This window comes from Arthrobacter sp. KBS0702, assembly GCF_005937985.2.
Taxonomy (GTDB): Bacteria; Actinomycetota; Actinomycetes; order Actinomycetales; family Micrococcaceae; genus Arthrobacter.
The window spans coordinates 751848-769625 of sequence record NZ_CP042172.1 but is presented as its reverse complement, the minus strand read 5'-3'; the positions used below and the strand labels follow the sequence as shown (position 1 = coordinate 769625).

Sequence of the window (17778 nt, the reverse complement as noted above, 5' to 3'; positions counted from 1 at the left end):
ACCGGCGCACTCAGCGGCTGATCGACGCCTGCCGCACGACTTCGCCCCACGACTGCTGCGCCAGATCCGCCACGGACGCCAGGATTTCCGCCGGCGGCTGGGACAGATCCAGCGGGAACTCCACCACGTCGATGTCCGTGTTGAGGATCCGTCGGAGCTTGATCTCCCCCGCTCCCGCGTAGACCAGCCACGCCGTCGGCACCCGCAGCGAGGTGCAGTACGCCAGCGTCCGGTAGTGGTCGCCCGAGAGTGAGGCGCCGACGTCGGACGCCGCCTTGTACTTCGCGTCGTACACCATCACGGGCCGGCCGCCGAGCAGGTGCACCGCGCCAGGCTGCACCATGATCCGGTCGGAATCCCGCACCGCCTCGTTGAGCATCGAGTTGTAGCGCAGCCGCATCTCCCCCGGATAGGCGGCCATGGCCTCCCGCAGCGCGGTGCCGACAAAGTCCTCGAACACCTTGGACATGTCCACCACAAACGACGCCGAGTGCTGCTTGCCGTCCCCGGCCTCGGCCGAGGCGTTGCGCAGGATCACCTCGGCCAGGCGCAGGGCCGCGTGGTAACGGGTGTTCATCCGGCTGGCGCGCCACTGCGGCAGGGGGGCGCCGGACTGCAGGCGCGTCACGGCGTCGAGCTTTCCCTTCAACCGCCGCAGCCTGCTGAGCACATCGGCCCGCACTCCCGGTACCTGCGACATCCGTTCGAGGGCCGCGCGCAAGATGCGGTTCTCCGGGATGTCCTCGGTGAACTCGTCGTAGGAGACCTCCAGCGGCACGAGCATGCCGGGGCGGCGCGAGATCTGGTCCGAAATCCGGATCCGGCCCTTGACGGTGCGGAGCGACTCGTCAACGTTCAGGTACCCCTGCAGCACCCCGCGGCTGAGGGCACGGTCCGCGAACTGGGCCAGCGACTCGGCCAGGGCGCTCCAGAGATCGGTGTCCTCGACGGCGGCAACGGCGTCGTCCCGGAAGCCCTGGTTCTCCGTGTAGCCCAGTAAGAACAACAGCCGGCCGAGGCCCAGCCGCTCCTTGGGCCGGACCTCCAGCTGGACCGAGGGGGTCCGCACGGAGCCGACCTTGCCGACCGGTTCGATCCGGAACAGGCCCATGCCCAACGGCGAGGCCTTGGCCAGGCCGCTGCCGTTGATGTAGGCGGCGCTGCCGGCGTCGATCCGTTCCACCACTCCCCCGGACAGCTCGTCCAGGACGATGTGCCGGACGGCGCGGTCCAGGGCGGGACTAGACGCGCGCAAGGCGGCCCAACAGCTGCTCCAGACCGAACCGCTCCTCCAGCTGGGCCCGGTTGAGCTGGCCGTGGTAGTGCTCCTCCAGCAGCGGCATCAACTCGTACTTCCAGATCCGGCGCAGCCCGGTGGGGGTCTGGGCCGCCTTCTTCATGAAGTACGACGGCCCGATCATGAGGTCGCGGTCCCACTCGTCGATGGCGTTGTTCAGCTCATCGAGCAGCAACGCCGGCGTGGTGTCCAGGTCGCGGGCCTGCAGGAAGCGCAGCAGCGTTCCCTTGACGGGCTCGGTCTTGGGGTGGAGTTCGATGAACGAGAACCGGCGGCGGATGGCCGCGTCCATCATCGCGATGGAGCGGTCCGCGGTGTTCATGGTGCCGATGATGTACAGGTTGTCCGGCAGCGAGAACGGCTCGGTGGGGCTGTACTGCAGGTAGATCCGGTCGTCACGGTATTCGAGCAGGAAGTACAGCTCGCCGAAGACCTTCGCCAAGTTGGCCCGGTTCATCTCGTCGATGATCAGGAAGTACGGCTTGCTCTCGTTGCCCGGTTTCGCGGCCTCCTCGGCGAGCCGGCGCAACGGTCCGGCGACCAGTTTGAAGGAGACCTGGCCTTCGTCGGTCTTGTCCGGACGGTACCCCTCGAAGAAGTCCTCATAGGCGTAGGAGGGGTGGAACTGCACCAGCTTGACCCGTTCGTCGCCGGTATCGCCGGCCAGCTCGGCCGCGAGGTGCTTGGCCAGGTAGGTCTTTCCGGTGCCGGGAGGACCGTAAAGGACCAGCTGACGGTTTTCCTCCAGCAGTTCGGCGATCTCCTGCAAAGGTTCGAGGTCCATGTGCAGCGACGCGGCGAATTCGGCCGTCAATGGGCGGAATCCCTCACACGGTGGTTCGACGACGGCGTCCGGCTCGGCGCCGTCGTCCGGCTCCGACTCGGCTTCGGCCGGGAGCAGCGTGTCGAGCGCCTGGATCACCCTGGTGACGTCGACGATCAGGCCGGAGCTGGCCAGCTGGCGCTGCACGTGGCGGGGCAATTCGGCCGTCGAGTGGACCTCGTCGAACCAGCGGACCTTGCGGCGCAGCCGGCGGTTGTCCTCGTGATGCTCGGGCTCGCCCAGCACCACCCCCACCCGGACGGCGCCGGAACTCTGGTACAGCGTGAGGTCGCCCGGTTTCATCACCGTCAGGAACGCGAAGACGGCAGTCTTGGTGTCCTCGCGCTCCACGTAGCTCAGGTGTTTGTAGTCCTCGTCCACGGCGTGCTGGACCAGCCCGGCGGTCACGCCGGGATCCAGCAGGCGGAGGTGCTCGACGTCGAGCGTCACCGCTTCCTCGTCCTGCCACGCGGCGAGCAGCTCGGCGTTGTCGTGGTGGCTGCGCAGGAGCCAGGCGCGCCGGCCGGGGTCGCCCACCTTCCGCCACTGGCTGACGAGCTGCCGGGAGTACCAGTCGATCCGCTGGCCGGCCTGCTCGTCGAGGTGCAGCCGGATGCGGTGGATGTCGGCGGAGACTTCCTCGTCCGAGTCGCCCCTGGCGCCGCCGACCAGGGAGGCGAAGGCATCGCGGATTTCCTGGCGTTCGACGTCGGCCACAACGGGCTCGAAGTAGCCGGGCCAGACCAGGAACTCGATGCTCCGGCGGATCGCGGGCTGGTCCTCGGGGGTGCCGGCGGTGAGATCGTGGAAGGCCAGCGGGTCCTCGAGGGCGGCCTGCACCGCGGCCGTGGGCTGACTATCGACGTGGGCAACGAAGCGGCAGAGCCATTTCAGGTGGTCCCAGATGGTCCAGTTGAATTCCGCGGTGCGGTCCCGGATCACGCCATGGTCCGTCATGCCGGCGTAGAGCTCGTCCGGGAGTTCCAGCGGCGGTTCCAGCCAGGAGGCGGCCTCGGCCACGCGGGCCCGCTTGACCTTGAGCGACTTCACCTCGTGCGCGAGGGGCAAGGACTGCAGGAACAACAGTTCCACGGCCAGCTGCTTGGCCCCGCGGGAGGCGCCCTCAAGGTTCTGCCGGAGGTTGGTCATCATGGGCGCCTTCGGGTCGGCGGCGCCGGCTTCGAGGCGTTCGAGCAGCTCGTTCGCGGCGTCCGCCGTCCACGTCATGGTGCGCCCGTCCAGGGCCGACGGATGGCCGTGTAGGCCCGGGCCCAGTACGAACCAAGCTGCATCCTCGATCTCTTTGGAGATGCCGAGGGCGCGGTGCATGGCGGTCTTTGGCGATGGGGTCATGCAATCAATTTACAGCCTAAAGCTGAAGGAAGGCATAAAGGGGCGGCACTCGTTACCCGCCAGTAGCCGGAGTACCTGTCCGCCGCGGCGGGGCTGCTGCCGGTTCTACGTGCCGGCCGGACGGCGCTTGACGCCGAAGGTGAAGTACGAGCCCGGGCCGACGAAGTTGATGAGCGTGGCCGCCCGCCACAGTGCCTTGCTGCCGCGGATTTCCTCCGCCGGACGGCGTGAAATGTCGCGCTGGGCGGCGACCAGGAGGGATAGCTGGACGACGGCCGCCGTGATGGTGCCGAACTTCGCCATGGGCGAGAGCTCTTTCCAGGTCTTCTTCCGGGCCTTCGTTTTGCTTCGCTTGGCCATGATCCGTGCTCCTTGCTTCCCGAATTCCAGCATCCCAGTGCAGGCAGCCCAGTGCCGACATCTCGGTGCCAGTTCAGTCTAGGACCGATACCGGCGGCGAGGTAGGGCCTAGTGGGTCTGGCGGGCCGCCGTGAAAGGAGCCAGCTTGGCCTTCTGCTCGGTGGTCAGCCTCTGCACTCGTCCCGTGGCCTCATCGACGAATGCAAGGTGACTGCTCGCCTTGACGCAGTCTTCGCCGGTGACCGGGTCCTGGACCAGGTAGTGGATATCGAAGCTGGCGCCCTTGACCGCGCCGATCCAGAGTTGAACGACCGCCGGCACGTTGCGGTATTCCAGTGTCCGGACGTAGCGGATCTTGTGCTCCACGACCAACGCCAGCGTGCCCTCCGGGACCTCGTTGAACAGGGGAACCTCGGGTTCCATCCCGGGCAGCCCGGCTCCCCGCGGCGGCCCGAAGGCAGCGATGCGGGCCTCCTCGAGGATCCGGACGAGCTGGACGTTGTTGATGTGGCCGTAGGCATCCATGTCGCCCCAGCGCATCGGCACTTTCACCTCGAGGCGCCGCGGTTCCGTCGCGCCGTCGGGCTGCCCCGCCGCCGGGGTGGACCCGGCTCCCCCGGCGCTCAGCTGTGCACCGCCGTCGGTTCCCCGGCCGTGTTTGCCGACAAGGCCGCCTCGGCGTCTTCCCCGGCAAACTGGGACATATACAGGCGGTAGTAGGCGCCTCGGAGTTCGAGCAGCTCCGCGTGCCGGCCCTGCTCGACAATTCGTCCGGCCTCCATCACCAGGATGGTGTCGGCGTCCCGGATAGTCGAGAGTCGGTGGGCGATCACAAAGCTGGTGCGCTCGGTGCGCAGCGCGGCCATGGCCTTCTGGACCAGGACCTCGGTGCGAGTGTCCACCGAGCTGGTGGCTTCGTCCAGGATCAGTAGCGAGGGGTTGGCCACGAAGGCCCGGGCGATGGTGATCAGCTGCTTTTCGCCCGCGCTGACGTTGTTGCCTTCCTCGTCGATGACCGTGTCGTAGCCCTCCGGCAGCGCCCGTACGAAGCGGTCCACGAAGGTGGCCTTCGCGGCCGCCATGATCTGCTCCTCGGTGGCGTCCAGCTTGCCGTAGCGGATGTTCTCGTAGATGGTGCCGCCGAACAGCCAGGCATCCTGCAGGACCATACCGACCTTCGACCGGAGTTCCGCGCGGCTGAGCCGGGTGATGTCGACGCCGTCGAGGGTGATGTTCCCGGCGTTGAGTTCATAGAAACGCATCACGAGGTTTACCAGGGTGGTCTTGCCGGCCCCGGTCGGTCCGACGATGGCCACGGTGTGACCGGGCTCGGCGGTGAAGGACAGGTCCTCGATCAGCGGCTTGTCCGCGGAATAGCTGAAGGTGACGTGATTGAACTCGACGTGCCCGTCGGTCTTGGCCGGGAGGTGCTCGGTGGCGGTCTCGGCGTCCTGTTCGTCGGCGTCGAGGAACTCGAAGACCCGCTCGGCGGACGCTACCCCGGACTGCAGCATGTTGGCCATGCCGGCCATCTGCCCCAGCGGCTGGGTGAACTCGCGCGAGTACTGGATGAACGCCGTCGCGTCGCCCAGGCTCATCCCGCCCGAGGCCACCCGCAGGCCGCCGACGACGGCGATCCCCACGTAGCTGAGGTAGGAGACGAACTGCATGACCGGCATGATCATGCCGGAGACGAACTGGGCGCCGAAGCTGGCCTTGTAGAGTTCCTCGTTCCGCTCGTCGAAGCGGGCCAGCATGTCGGCGTCGCGGCCAAAGACGCGGACCAGGTCGTGGCCGGAGAACGACTCCTCGATCTGGCCGTTGAGCTCGCCGGTGTTCTTCCACTGCGCGGCGAAGAGCTTCTGGCTGCGCGCGCCGATGATGCCGGCGGCAACGCCCGACAGCGGCAGCGCGATCAAGGCGATCAGGGCCAGCTGCCAGGACACGATGAACATCATGATCACGATGCCGACCACGGTCAGGGCGGAGTTCACCAGCTGCGCGAATGCCTGCTGCAGCGCCTGCTGGATGTTGTCGACGTCGTTCGTGACGCGGGAGAGGATGTCGCCGCGCTGGCGGGTGTCGAAGTAGCCCAGCGGGAGCTTGTTGAGCTTCTTCTCGGTGTCGTCCCGCAGCCGGCGGACCACCCGCATGACGAGCACGTTCAGGACGTAGCCCTGCAGCCACAGGAAGATGTTGGCGACGAAGTACATCACCAGCACCACGCTGATCAGGAAGGCGAGCTTCTGGAAGTCGATGCCTACCCCGGGGACGACGTCCATCCGGGCCAGCATGTCTGCGAAGTTGTCCTGGCCCTGGGAGCGTAGCCCGGCGATGAACTGATCCTTGGTGGCGCCGGCCGGCAGCTGCTTGCCCACGACGCCGCCGAAGATCACGTCCATGGCCTGGCCCAGGATGCGGGGGGCGATGACGTTGAGGACGACGGCGACCGTCACCATGGCGAGCACGGCAATGATGCCGGTGCGCTCGGGTTTCAGCAGGCCCATCAGCCGTTTAGCCGATGGCCAGAAATGCTGGGCCTTCTTGGCCGGGACCGCACCGAACATGCCGCCGTCGGCTTCGCCGGGGGTGAATTCCTCTTCGTAGAAGTCGTCGTCCGGTGCTTGCGCGACGTCGGTGGCCTCGTTGGGGGCCTTGCTGAGCTTTTCGTTAGTGCTCATGCGACTGCCTCCGCGGTCAGCTGGGATTCGACGATTTCCTGGTACGTGCTGGAGCTCGCCAGGAGCTCCTCGTGCGTGCCGCGGTCCACAATCCGGCCGTTGTCGAGCACCAGGATCTGGTCGGCGTCGGCGATGGTGGAGACGCGCTGGCCCACGATGATCACCGTGGCGTCAGCGGTTTTGGCCTTGAGCGCCTTTCGCAGCCGGGCGTCGGTGGCGACGTCCAGGGCCGAAAAGGAGTCGTCGAACAGGAAGACCTTTGGTTCGGTGACGAGGGCCCGGGCAATGCAAAGCCGCTGCCGCTGGCCGCCGGAGACGTTGGTGCCGCCCTGGGCGATGCGAGCGCCGAGTGCGTTCTTCTTCTCGCGGACAAAGTCGGCGGCCTGGGCGACGGTGAGGGCGTCCCAGAGTTCCTCGTCCGTTGCTTCGGGTTTGCCGAAGCGCAGGTTGTGCTCGATGGTGCCGGAGAACAGGTAGGGCCGCTGCGGGACCATCGCGACGCGCCCGGTGATCTCGGCGCGGTCCAGCTTGGTGACCGGGACGCCGTCGAGCAGCACCTCGCCCGAGGCGGCGTCGAAGAGCCGCGGCAGCAGGGCCAGCAGGGTGGTCTTGCCGGAGCCGGTGGAGCCGATGATCGCCACGGTCTGTCCCGGTTCGGCAGTGAAGCTGATGTCGCTGAGCACCGGCGCCTCGGCGCCCGGGTAGGCGAAGGAGACGTTGCGGAATTCCACCCGGCCGGCCTTGGCGGCGGGGGCCACCGGGGCGGCGGGTTCGTGGATGGAGGGCTCGACGTCGAGCACCTCGCCGATGCGGTCCGCGCAGACCGAGGCGCGCGGGATCATCATCGCCATGAAGGTGCCCATCATGACAGCCATCAGGATCTGCAGCAGGTACTGCAGGAACGCAGTCAGCGACCCGACCTGCATCTCCCCCGCGTCCACCCGCTGGCCGCCGAACCACAGCACCGCGGCGGTGGAGACGTGCAGGATCATGCCGATGGCCGGGAACATCAGCACGAACAGGGAGCCGATCTTCAGCGACACGTCGGTGAGTTCCTGGTTGGCTGCGCCGAAGCGCTGCGCCTCATGCGGCTCGCGCACAAAGGCACGGACCACGCGGATGCCGATGATCTGCTCGCGCAGGATGCCGTTAAGCCGGTCGATCTTCGCCTGCATGGAGCGGAACAGCGGCATCAGGCGGACCACGAGGTAGCCGACCACGACCACCAGCAGCGGGACGGAGACCCATACCAACCAGGACAGGTTGAGGTCCTCGCGGAGGGCCATGACGATGCCGCCGATGCACATGATGGGTGTGGCCACCATGAAGTTCAGCGCCATCAACATCAGCATCTGGACCTGCTGGACGTCGTTGGTGCCCCGCGTGATCAGCGTCGGGGCGCCGAAGACGTTTACGTCCCTGGCGGAGAAGCTGCTGACCTTGCGGAAGACTCCCCGGCGCAGATCCCGGCCGAACGCCATCGCTGCCTTGGACCCAAAGTAGACGCCGGCGATCGCGGTGACCACCTGGACCAGCGCGACGCCGAGCATCAGCGCGCCGGTGCGCCAGATGTAGTCGGTGTCTCCGCGGGAGACGCCCTCATCGATGATTTGGGCGTTGAGGCTGGGCAGGTACAGGGCCGCAATCGTTGAGGCCAGTTGGAAGACGATGACGGCCGCGATATACGGCAGATACGGCTTGGAGTAGCGCCGTATGAGGGTGACAAGCATGCCCGGGTCCTTTGGACGGTTCAGGAAAACGCAGAAGAAGAATAAGAAAAGTATTAGCAGCTGGGGCCGACAGCCTTAGCTGTCCCACTCTACGAAATCCGGTGCCCCGGTGAAACCTCCGACATCCAAGGTTCCCGCTCTGTTGGTGAAGAAGAGAGCCCTGCGGCCCCCGGTTCGGGGGCCGCAGGGCTGTTGCCGGAGGGCTACTCGCCGCGGTGCCGGCCGTGCGTGGCGATGTAGTCGGCCGCGGCACGCTGCAGCTTGCGTTCCTTGGCGAGCTGGCGCTTGAGCGTGGTCAGCTGCTCGGCAACCCGGGCCTGTTCTGCGGCAATCGCGCGCTGCCCGGCGGCCTGCTCGTGGACGGCCCGCAGCGCCTCGGCCAGCTGCACCTGCTGCTCGGCGAGCAGCCGCTGGGTCTCAAGCAGCAGCGGCACGACGTCGGCATGGTCGGCGCGCGCCTCGGCCACCATGGTCCGGGCACGGAGCCGGGCTCCTTCACGCTCAGACCGGGCATCATTGTCGCGCTGGCGGCTCAGGACCTCGATGAATTCGCGGTCAAGGTCGACGATGCCGGAGGCCGGCACGGGTGCGGGTGCGGGGACCGTGGCGCGTCCCGGAGGCGCGGCGACGGCGGCAGCTCCGGCGTCGTCGGCAGCTCCGGAACCGGCGCCGGCGCCGGAGCCGGAGGCCGAAGCTTCCGGACGAATGTCGACGGTACGCCGCAGCGGCTTTTCCTTGATGAACAAGATGGCTACCAGCGCCACAAGGCCGATGATTGCGGAGATCAGGAAGACCTCTGCGATCGCGTCGCCGTACGCGGCCCGCATGATGTCGCGGATCGGTGCGGGCATGTCCTTGAGGTCCATGCTGGCCCCCGTGGATCCTGCCGGGACCTTGATTCCGGCGGCAGCGAGGCCTTCCACGGCGAGATCCTTGACCCGGTTGCCCAGCACGGCGCCGAGGACCGAGACGCCGATGGCGCCGCCGACGGACCGGAAGAAGGCTACCGAGGCGCTGGCCGTACCAATGTCCTTGGCCTGGACCGTGTTCTGGACGGCGAGGACGAGGTTTTGCATCAGCAAGCCCAGACCGATGCCGAGGATGGCCGTGTAGATCCCGGTCAGCCAGAGCTCCGTGGTGTGGTCCATGGTGCCGGCCAGGCCGAGACCGCCGATCAGCGCGACGGCACCCGCAACCAGATAGCGCTTCCATTTGCCGGTTCGGCTGATCAGCTGGCCGGAGAGCACCGAGCCGATCAGGTTGCCCGCGATCATCGGCAGCGTGAGCAGGCCTGCTTCGGTGGGGGTGGCACCGCGGGCGACCTGGAAGTACTGGCCAAGGAACGTCGAGGAGCCGAACATTCCCACGCCGACAGCTACGGAGGCGAGGATTGCCAGGGCCGTGGTGCGCTCGGAGATGATCTTGAGCGGAATGATGGGCTGGGCAACCTTGGATTCCACCAGGAGCAGCAAGCCCAGAAGCACGATGCCGCCGCCCACCATGGCGACAGTCTGCCATGACCACCAGTCGTAGTAGTCGGGGTTTCCGGCGAAGGAGACCCAGATCAGCAGCAGGCTGACGCCGGAGGTCAGCAGGATGGAGCCTAGCCAGTCGATCTTGGCCGGGCGCTTGACGTGCTGGATCTTCAACGTGACCTGCAGCAGGATCAGGGCGACGACGGCGAGCGGGACGCAGACGAAGAAGGTCCAGCGCCAGCCGAGTGGGCTGTCGACGATGAAGCCGCCGAGCAGCGGGCCGCCCGCGGTACCGACGGCCATGACACCGCCCATGTAGCCGGAGTACTTGCCGCGGTCGCGCGGCGGGATCATCGAGCCGATGATGGCCTGGGCCAGGGCGGTGAGGCCGCCCATCGCGATGCCCTGGATGACGCGGGCGGTCAGCAGCAGCGGGATGGTCTCGGAGAGGCCGGCCATGACGGAGCCGGCCACGAAGATCACGATGCTGAGCTGGACGAGGACCTTCTTGTCAAAGAGGTCCGCCAGCTTGCCCCAGATCGGGGTGGTGGCCGCGTTCGCCAGCAGTGCCGCCGTGATGACCCAGGCGAAGTCAGTCTGGGTGCCCTTGAGCTCGGACATGATGGTGGGCAGCGCGTTGGCCACGATGGTGCTGCTCAGGATGGCAGTGAAGAACGCCGCCAGCAGGCCGGTCAACGCTTCCATGATCTGGCGGTGGCTCATGGCCGCCTGGGGTGCGGGGTGCGAGTGTGGGGTCGGAGCCGGGGCGGGCCCGGCAGCGGCAGCGTGGCTAGCCATAGATTTACTCCTCAACAAAGTTGGTCGTGTCGGTGGATCCGGCCGTCTTTGCCCGGGCTGAATTCCTGAGGGATTCAGCTAGTTTTTTCAGGGTGCGCGAGGTCTCTTCGACGTCGTCCTCGCTCCAGTCCTGCAGGAAGCCCTGCAAGGTGGCGGCGCGCTGCGCCTCGATGGAGCGCAGTTTCTCGGTCCCGGCCGGTGAGAGCGCAATCAGCTGCGCCCTGCCATCCTCGGGATCCGGCCGGCGGACCACGTAGCCCTGCTCCAGCAGTTCGGCGAGGTGCCGACTGAGCACGGGGGCGCTGACGCCCAGCCGCTCCGCGAGCTGCGTGGCACGGGTTTCGCCCTCCCCCACAAAGCGCAGGACGCCTTGCAGCGCAACCCCGGTATCGTCGCCGCGGAGGTTGGCCGCGGCCACACACCGGACGGCGCGCTGGAGATCGAAGATCTGGTGGACCAGCTTGGCTGCAGTGGTCGATGCAACTGACATGTTCGAAAGCCCCTTACTTACTTGCCCGAAGCAACAATACTGCAAATTGATTGCTTTGGGAAACTAAGAACTCCGGCGGGTGAGCGCGAACGTACACTTCAGGCCCCTAAACCGGGCGGTTTAGGGGCCTGAAGTGTACGTTCGCGCTTTCTGAGGGTGGGGCTTAGGTGTCCAGGTGGGTGGGGGCGAACATCTTGAGCAGGGTTTCGACGACGACGACGTTCGGCCCGTCGGCCGCGAAGCCCGCCCTCAGCGCGTCCCCGACGTCCTCGGGGGCCACCCGGACCGCGGGGACGCCGAAGGCTTCGGCCAGTTTCACGAAATCGGGCCGGGCCAGCTCGGTGGCGGTGGCCTTGCCGAAGGCGCCCACCATGTATTCGCGCAGGATGCCGTAGCCGCCGTCGTCGACGATCAGCCAGGTGACCGGGACGTTGTGCTGCTTCGCCGTGGCCAGTTCCGAGATCGAGTACATCGCCGAGCCGTCGCCGGAGACGGCGAGCACGCGGGCCGAACCGCCGGGCGCGCCGGTGGTTTCCAACCCCACGGCGCCGCCGATCGCCGCCGGGAAGCCGAAGCCCAGGCCGCCGGCGCCCTGGGCCGAGTGGAACTGGCCTTCGCGGGCGTCCCAGCAGCTCCACGCCCAGTAGGCCGAGATCGTCATGTCCCAGAACGTCTGCATCTGCGCCGGGACGGCTTCGCGGATGTCGGCCATGAACTTCAGTTCCTTGCCGAGGTCCTGGGATTCCAGCCGGGCCTTGACCTTGGCCAGGGTCTCCCTGACCAGATCCTCCGGCGAGCTGCCGTGCCAGTCGGCGCGCTCCCCGTGCGGTTCCAGCAGGGCCTCATCGAGGGCGGCGAGCGCTTGGCCGGCGTCGGCCCGGATGCCGAGGCCCGGGCGGTTGGATTCGAGGACGCGCGGTTCGGCGTCGATCTGGATGATCCGGCCGCGCGGCTCGAAGGTGAAGTAGTTGGAGGTCACCTCGCCAAGTGAGGAGCCGATGACGATCAGCACGTCCGCATCTTCCAGCAGCTCCGTCATGTACTGGTCCTCGATCCAGGACTGCAGCGAGAGCTCATGGTTCCACGGGAAGGCGCCGTTGCCGCCGGGCGTGCAGATGACCGGCGCCCGCAGCTTCTCCGCGATGGAGAGCAGGGATTTCTCGGCCCGGCCGCGGCGGGTGCCGCCGCCGGCGATGATGGCGGGACGGCGCGCCTCCGAGAGCCATTTCACGGCTTCGCGGACCAATTCCACACGCGGCGGATTGTCCGCGGCCTCGGCGAGCGCATCCTCCACCGGCGGGACCATGATCGGGTCCAGCAGCACGTTCTGTGGGATTTCGATCCACACGGGGCCCTGAGGCGAGGAAATCGCCTCGGTCCAGGCGTCCTGGATGGCCGAGGGGATGCCGGAGGCGTGCTGGATCAGCCGCTGGCTCTTGGTCACGTTGGCGGCCGAGGCCTTCTGGTCATCGAGCTGGTGAAGCATGCCCTTGCGCCGCGCGCCGAGCCCCTCGAGCGGGATCTGGCTGGCCACGACCACCATGGGCACGCCGGTGGCGTAGGCCTCCTGCAGCCCGGCGAGGGACGTCAGCGCGCCGGGGCCGGTGGAGAGGAAGAGGACGCCGACCTCGCCGGTGGCGCGAGAGTAGCCGTCGGCGGCGAAGGCCGAGTTGTTTTCCACCCGAGAGGAGACAAAGTGCAGCTTCCCGCGGCCCATAGCGTCGAACAGCCCAAGGGCGTGCTGGCCAGGGATGCCGAAGACGGTCTTGGCGCCGAGCGCTTCGAGGGTTTCGACGACGAGATCGCCGCCGTTGCGCACCCCGGTCACCGGGAGACTCCGGTCTCGACGGGCTTCCCCGCCGAGAAGCCGGCCGGACGCCGGGCCTCCCGGCCGAGGGCCTGGGCGGCGTAGCCGTTGGGCGCGCCGGTCCGGTCGCCGTCGACGGCGCGGTCCGCCAGCAGGGTGACGAGTTCGTAGGCGACGTGGCTCGCCGCCACGCCGGTAATTTCGGCGTGGTCGTACGCCGGGGCGACCTCGACGACGTCGGCCCCCACCAGGTTCATGCCGCGGAGGCCGCGGATGATCTCGATCAGCTCGCGGCTGGTGATGCCGCCGGCTTCCGGGGTGCCGGTGCCGGGCGCGTGGGCCGGGTCGAGCACGTCGATGTCGACGGAGATGTAGAGCGGGCGGTTGCCGATCCGGTCGCGGACCTTGGCCACGGTTTCCAGCACGCCCTGGTAGTAGACGTCGGCTGAGGTGACGATGCCGAACCCGAAGCGGTGGTCGTCGTCGAGGTCCTTTTTGCCGTAGAGCGGGCCGCGGGTGCCGATGTGGCTGATCGCCTCGGTGTCGAGAATGCCTTCCTCGACGGCGCGGCGGAAGGGGGTGCCGTGGGTGTATTCGGCGCCGAAGTAGGTGTCCCAGGTGTCCAGGTGCGCGTCGAAGTGCAGCATGGCGACCGGCTGCCCGGCGCGTTCCGCGGCAGCGCGCAGCAGCGGCAGGGCGATGGTGTGGTCCCCGCCCAGGGTGACCAGCTTGCTGCCGTCGGTGGTCAGGTCCAGCGCGTTCTGCTGGATAGTTTCGATTGCCTCGTGGATGTTGAACGGGTTGACCGCCATGTCCCCGGCATCGGCCACCTGGATGGCCTCGAAGGGGCTGACGTCCCAGGCGGGGTTGTAGGGGCGAAGCAGCCGGCTCGCCTCCCGGACGTGGTTGGCGCCGAAGCGCGCGCCGGGGCGGTAGGAGACGCCGGAGTCGAAGGGCACGCCGACCACCGTGACGTCCGCCTTCGCGACCTGGTCCAGCCGCGGCAGGCGGGCAAAGGTGGCCGCACCGGCGAAGCGCGGAATGCGGGAGGAATCGATGGGGCCAAGGTTGCCATTGGCCTCGATGCGCAGCTCTTCCAAGAGAGGCGCCTCCTTCGTGGATTGTCCGACGGGTGTGACTGCCATCATACACTGGAAAGTTGCCTGTGGCGCATCAGATGTTTACAAACGACGGCGACTGCGCTCGCGCTCGACCCGGCAGCGAGCGCTCCCGCCCAGTTCTTGGGTCGCGCAGCGTGCGCCGCCGCGGCCGGTCCTCGGCTTTCCGGGCTTTCCACGTCCACCGGGGCCGGCCGGGCCTGGAGAACTGGGCGGGAACGCGGCCGCCGACGGGTCCGGGCGGGCCCGGGCGCCCTCGGGGTTTGTCCAGATAGCCCGGTTGCCGGGTGTCGCCGGACCCGTCACGCCCCTGTACTGGCCTGATGGACCTCCTCGACTACCTCGGCCGGGTGGGCGGCGTCGCCCGGACCGGCCAACTCCTGGCTGCCGGCTTTTCCCGAACGGACGTTGCCCGGCTGCCTGACGCCGGCGTGCGCCAGCTGCGGCGGGGCGTATTTGTCCTTCCCGGATGCGGTCCCGAGTTCGTAGCCGCAGTCCGGCACAATGCCCGGGTCAGTTGCGCCAGCGCCGCCGGGCACTACGGCCTCTGGCTGCGTGAACCGCCGGACCGGCACCACCTCGCCTGCAACCACGGCCACGGATCCGGCTTCATCAGACACAGGACCGTCAGGTTCGAGGGTCATGCGACACTGCCGCTGGCGGCGGTCGAGGACGTGGTCCTGCACGCCATGGGCTGCCTCGCTCCCCCGGCGTCGACGGCGATGGCGACCTCGGCGCTACGGCTGCATGGTGTGCCTCTGGAGTTGCTGAAAGGCGAGCTCCCGGGCAAAAGATCCGGACCGGTGCGCACGGCACTGCATCTCTTGGACCTGCGGGCCGAATCCATTGTCGAGGTCGACGCCCAGCACCTCTTCAAAACCAACGGAATCGGCTACGACGCCCAGGTCTACCTGCCCGGAATTGGCCGGGTGGACTTCCTGCTCGACGGATTCCTCATTGTGGAGGTGGACGGCTTCGCGTTCCATTCCAACCGCGACGCGCTCCGACGCGACCTGGGCCGGAACAACGCCTCGACCCTGCACGGGTTTGCCGTGCTCCGGTACATGCCCGAACACATCTGGTTCGAGCCGCAACGTGTCCTGGCCGAGATCCGGGCCGTGCTGGGCCGGGGCCCGCAGTCTGCCCGCTGACGTTCCAGCCCAGTTCTTCGACGTCGGACTCCCGCGCCGCAGCGTCGACCCGCGGAATTCCGGGGCTCGCCTCGGCCAGGCACTAGCCGGGGAGCCAACAACCGGGCAGGAACGCGGGAGGCCCGGGCAGGAACGCAGCCGGGCCGGAACAACGGCGCGGCGGGCCCGGGAGGACGCTACCGGCTCGCGGCGGGAACCAGCACCCAGAGCACCTCAACCGGATCGTCGGTGGGGTTGATCCAGGTGTGCGGCTCCCGGCCCGGGAAGGTGACGGTGTCGCCGGTCCCCAGCTCGAACTCCTCGTTGGTCAGGATAAGCCGGATGCTGCCCTTGACCACGTGGAGCACATCGACGTCGCAGTCCACGGCGTACAACTCGGACTCGCCGCGCCCGCGGGGCTCGATCACTGCCTGGATGATCTGGACCCGGCGCTCGGAGCGGGCGGTGAGCAGGCGTTCCACGATCCCTTCGCCGCCGAGCGAGATCCGGGGGCCCTCGCCCTGCTTGGTGAGGTGGGTTTCCGGGGCGGCAAACAGCTCGCCGATCGAGATGGAGAGGACCTGGCAGAGCGTCACCAGTGAACTCACCGAGGGCGAGGTGAGATCCCGCTCGACCCTGCTCAGGAATCCCTTAGTCAGGCCGGTGGCATCGGCGACCTGCTCGATGGTGAGCCGCTGGGACTGCCGGGCGGCACGGATCCTGGAACCGATGGCAACGGGTACGTTGCTCGGTTCTACGGGTAGAGCCTTCATAAGGGAACCTTTCACGGCCGGCCGCGCGGCCCCATCATTGGAGCCAATCCTAGCCGCAGACCGGTACCGGGATGCCCGGAAGGACACGCCGCGGCAAGAGCTTGACTGTTACCCCGGTCACAATCTACCGTTTGGCAACAACTGTTGCCTATTAGGCAATGGGAGCAGGCCGCTGATTGGCTGCCCTCCCGAAATCTACCGTCAAGCCGTAACGGACGCCGGGCCGCACTGTTGCGGCCCGGACGCCCTGCGCTGCTTCCTAACAGCTCCAAGGAGCCCCTTATGGACGCAAGTTTCGTCAATATCGCCATCGTGGTGGTGTACCTCGTCGCCATGCTGGCCTTCGGCTGGTGGGGCAAGTCCCGCACGAAAAACAACAGCGACTTCCTGGTGGCGGGCCGCCGGCTGGGGCCCTTCCTCTACACCGGCACCATGGCCGCCGTCGTCCTCGGCGGCGCCTCGACCGTCGGCGGCGTGGGTCTCGGCTACAAGTTCGGCATCTCCGGCATGTGGCTCGTGGTCGCCATCGGCGCCGGCGTGCTGCTGCTCAGCCTGCTCTTTGCCAGCACCATCCAGAAGCTCAAGATCTACACGGTCTCCCAGATGCTGACCCTGCGCTACGGCAGCCGGGCCACCCAGACGTCGGGCATCGTCATGCTGGCCTACACGCTGATGCTCTGCGCCACCTCCACGGGCGCCTACGCCACCATCTTCGTCGTCCTCTTTGGCTGGGACCGCGCGCTGGCCATCGCGATCGGCGGCGCCATCGTCCTGGTCTACTCTACTATCGGCGGCATGTGGTCCATCACCCTGGCCGACCAGGTGCAGTTCGTGATTAAGACGGTCGGCATTTTCCTGCTGATGCTGCCGTTCACCCTCAACGCAGCCGGCGGCCTCGACGGCATCCGCAGCCGCGTGGACGCCAACTTCTTCCAGATTGACGGCATCGGCATCCAGACGATCATCACCTATTTTGTCGTTTACACCCTGGGCCTGCTGATCGGCCAGGACATCTGGCAGCGCGTGTTCACCGCCAAGACCCCCGCAGTCGCGCGCTGGGGCGGCGCGACGGCGGGCGTCTACTGCATCCTCTACGGTGCCGCGGGCGCCCTGATCGGCCTGGGCGCCCGGGTCGCACTGCCCGACATCGACGTCAAGGCGCTCGGCAAGGACGTGGTCTACGCCGAGGTCGCCACCAACCTGCTGCCGATCGGCATCGGCGGCCTGGTGCTCGCCGCAGCCGTCGCCGCCATGATGTCCACCGCCTCCGGCGCCCTGATCGCCGCCGCGACGGTGGCCCGCGCCGATGTCCTGCCCTTCGTCGCCGGCTGGTTCGGCAAGAACGTCAACACCGATGACACGGACAACCCCGAGCACGACGTCAAGGCCAACCGGCTGTGGGTGCTGGGCCTGGGCGTCGTGGCTATCGTGATCGCCATCATCACCAAGGACGTGGTTGCGGCGCTCACCATCGCCTACGACATCCTCGTGGGCGGCCTGCTGGTCGCGATCCTTGGCGGCCTGGTGTGGACGCGCGGCACCGGGGTGGCTGCGGCTGCCTCGATGGCCGTCGGGTCGGTCCTGACCCTCGGCACCATGATCGTGCTGGAGATCAACGCCGAAGTCCCGCTGGACGGCATCTACGCCAACGAACCGATCTACTATGGCCTGCTGGCCTCAGCGGTGGTCTACGTTTCCGTCTCACTGCTGACAAAGCCGACGGATCCCGCGGCGATGAAGAACTGGCGCGAGCGTGTTGCCGGCGAGGCCACGGAGGAACCGGAGAAGGTCCCGGCACTGACCCACTAGGCCACGCCTGGGCCCTTGCCGGGCCCGGCGAAAAGGGGCCACGCTCGACCGGCTCTCATCACCACGACGGCGGCGCCTCCCATGCGGGGAGGCACCGCCGTCGTGCCTTCCGGCGTTGTTGCTGGACCGGAGTG

Annotated in this window: 13 protein-coding genes; 2 read left to right on the top strand and 11 right to left on the bottom strand. The window is 67.7% G+C overall.

The genetic code is table 11. The annotated features are described in order from the left end of the window. Positions 1-10 precede the first annotated feature (10 nt). From FFF93_RS03615 to speB, 10 genes are all read right to left on the bottom strand, one after another. On the bottom strand, positions 11-1255 hold the full coding sequence (locus FFF93_RS03615; protein ID WP_261375273.1) for an McrC family protein: 1245 nt from the start codon (positions 1253-1255) through the stop codon (positions 11-13). Further along, on the bottom strand, positions 1242-3473 hold the full coding sequence (locus FFF93_RS03610) for an McrB family protein (RefSeq protein ID WP_138770121.1): 2232 nt from the start codon (positions 3471-3473) through the stop codon (positions 1242-1244). Before FFF93_RS03610 ends, FFF93_RS03615 begins: the two co-directional genes overlap by 14 nt. Positions 3474-3578: 105 nt before the next feature. Further along, a complete protein-coding gene (locus FFF93_RS03605; protein WP_138770122.1) occupies positions 3579-3833 on the bottom strand; it encodes a hypothetical protein in 255 nt (84 codons plus the stop codon). Between the two features lie 108 nt (positions 3834-3941). Further along, positions 3942-4373, bottom strand: coding sequence for a thioesterase family protein (locus tag FFF93_RS03600; RefSeq protein ID WP_138770571.1), 432 nt, complete (start codon positions 4371-4373; stop codon positions 3942-3944). A gap of 83 nt (positions 4374-4456) precedes the next feature. Continuing rightward, positions 4457-6514 (bottom strand): ABC transporter ATP-binding protein, encoded by a 2058-nt coding sequence (locus FFF93_RS03595; protein WP_138770123.1) that lies wholly within the window; start codon positions 6512-6514, stop codon positions 4457-4459. Then, the gene (locus FFF93_RS03590; protein WP_138770124.1) at positions 6511-8244 is read right to left on the bottom strand and encodes an ABC transporter ATP-binding protein; all 1734 of its coding nucleotides are present in this window, start codon (positions 8242-8244) and stop codon (positions 6511-6513) included. The genes FFF93_RS03595 and FFF93_RS03590 overlap by 4 nt, the downstream gene beginning before the upstream one ends. Positions 8245-8447: 203 nt before the next feature. Further along, complete coding sequence (locus tag FFF93_RS03585) at positions 8448-10517, bottom strand: MDR family MFS transporter (protein ID WP_138770125.1); 2070 nt, start codon at positions 10515-10517, stop codon at positions 8448-8450. Positions 10518-10521: 4 nt separating this feature from the next. Beyond that, entirely contained in the window at positions 10522-11007 is a 486-nt protein-coding gene (locus FFF93_RS03580; RefSeq protein WP_138770126.1) for a MarR family winged helix-turn-helix transcriptional regulator, read from the bottom strand. A gap of 163 nt (positions 11008-11170) precedes the next feature. After that, positions 11171-12835, bottom strand: coding sequence for a thiamine pyrophosphate-binding protein (locus FFF93_RS03575; protein ID WP_138770127.1), 1665 nt, complete (start codon positions 12833-12835; stop codon positions 11171-11173). Beyond that, positions 12832-13914, bottom strand: coding sequence for an agmatinase (gene speB, locus FFF93_RS03570; protein ID WP_138770128.1), 1083 nt, complete (start codon positions 13912-13914; stop codon positions 12832-12834). The genes FFF93_RS03575 and speB overlap by 4 nt, the downstream gene beginning before the upstream one ends. Positions 13915-14255: 341 nt before the next feature. On the opposite strand from speB, the gene FFF93_RS03565 reads away from it, so the two are divergent. Next, positions 14256-15083, top strand: a complete 828-nt coding sequence (locus tag FFF93_RS03565) for a type IV toxin-antitoxin system AbiEi family antitoxin domain-containing protein (RefSeq protein ID WP_138770129.1) — start codon at positions 14256-14258, stop codon at positions 15081-15083. 176 nt (positions 15084-15259) lie between these two features. On the opposite strand, the gene FFF93_RS03560 is transcribed toward FFF93_RS03565, so the two are convergent. Beyond that, positions 15260-15835, bottom strand: a complete 576-nt coding sequence (locus FFF93_RS03560) for a helix-turn-helix domain-containing protein (RefSeq protein ID WP_138770130.1) — start codon at positions 15833-15835, stop codon at positions 15260-15262. Positions 15836-16117: 282 nt separating this feature from the next. Between FFF93_RS03560 and FFF93_RS03555 the strand changes: the two genes are divergently transcribed. Continuing rightward, complete coding sequence (locus tag FFF93_RS03555) at positions 16118-17644, top strand: sodium:solute symporter (RefSeq protein ID WP_138770131.1); 1527 nt, start codon at positions 16118-16120, stop codon at positions 17642-17644. Positions 17645-17778 lie beyond the last annotated feature (134 nt).